The 308-nt window shown below is 69.2% G+C and carries 1 protein-coding gene; it reads right to left on the minus strand.

All coding sequences use genetic code 11. The features are described 5' to 3' along the window. The coding region (locus PUR71_RS08775) for a GtrA family protein (protein WP_329925815.1) at positions 1-308 on the minus strand (308 nt) is incomplete at both ends.

The raw sequence follows: 308 nt of genomic DNA on the forward strand, positions 1-308 counted from the left end.
CCTGGGGCTCGGCCTCGGGCATCGCCTTGACCACCCCCGTGCGGTAGGAGACGAACCGGAACCCGGTGCCCAGTGCGAGGCCGACCAGCGTGGCGCCCAGCTGCTCGAAGAGCGAGTCCAGCCCGAGCAGGTACACCGAGGTGCCGACCACGCCCGTCTCGATCAGCATGCCGATGCCCCAGAACACCAGCAACAGCGTGATCACCCGCTTGCGCGAGGCGGCCTCGCGGTCCCGGTACTGCCAGTAGCCGTAGCCGAGGTAGTTGGTGGCGATCGCGATCAGCGTCGCGGCGATGTTCGAGCGCAGC

The organism is Streptomyces sp. SP17BM10 (genome assembly GCF_036322405.1).
Lineage (GTDB): Bacteria > Actinomycetota > Actinomycetes > Streptomycetales > Streptomycetaceae > Kitasatospora.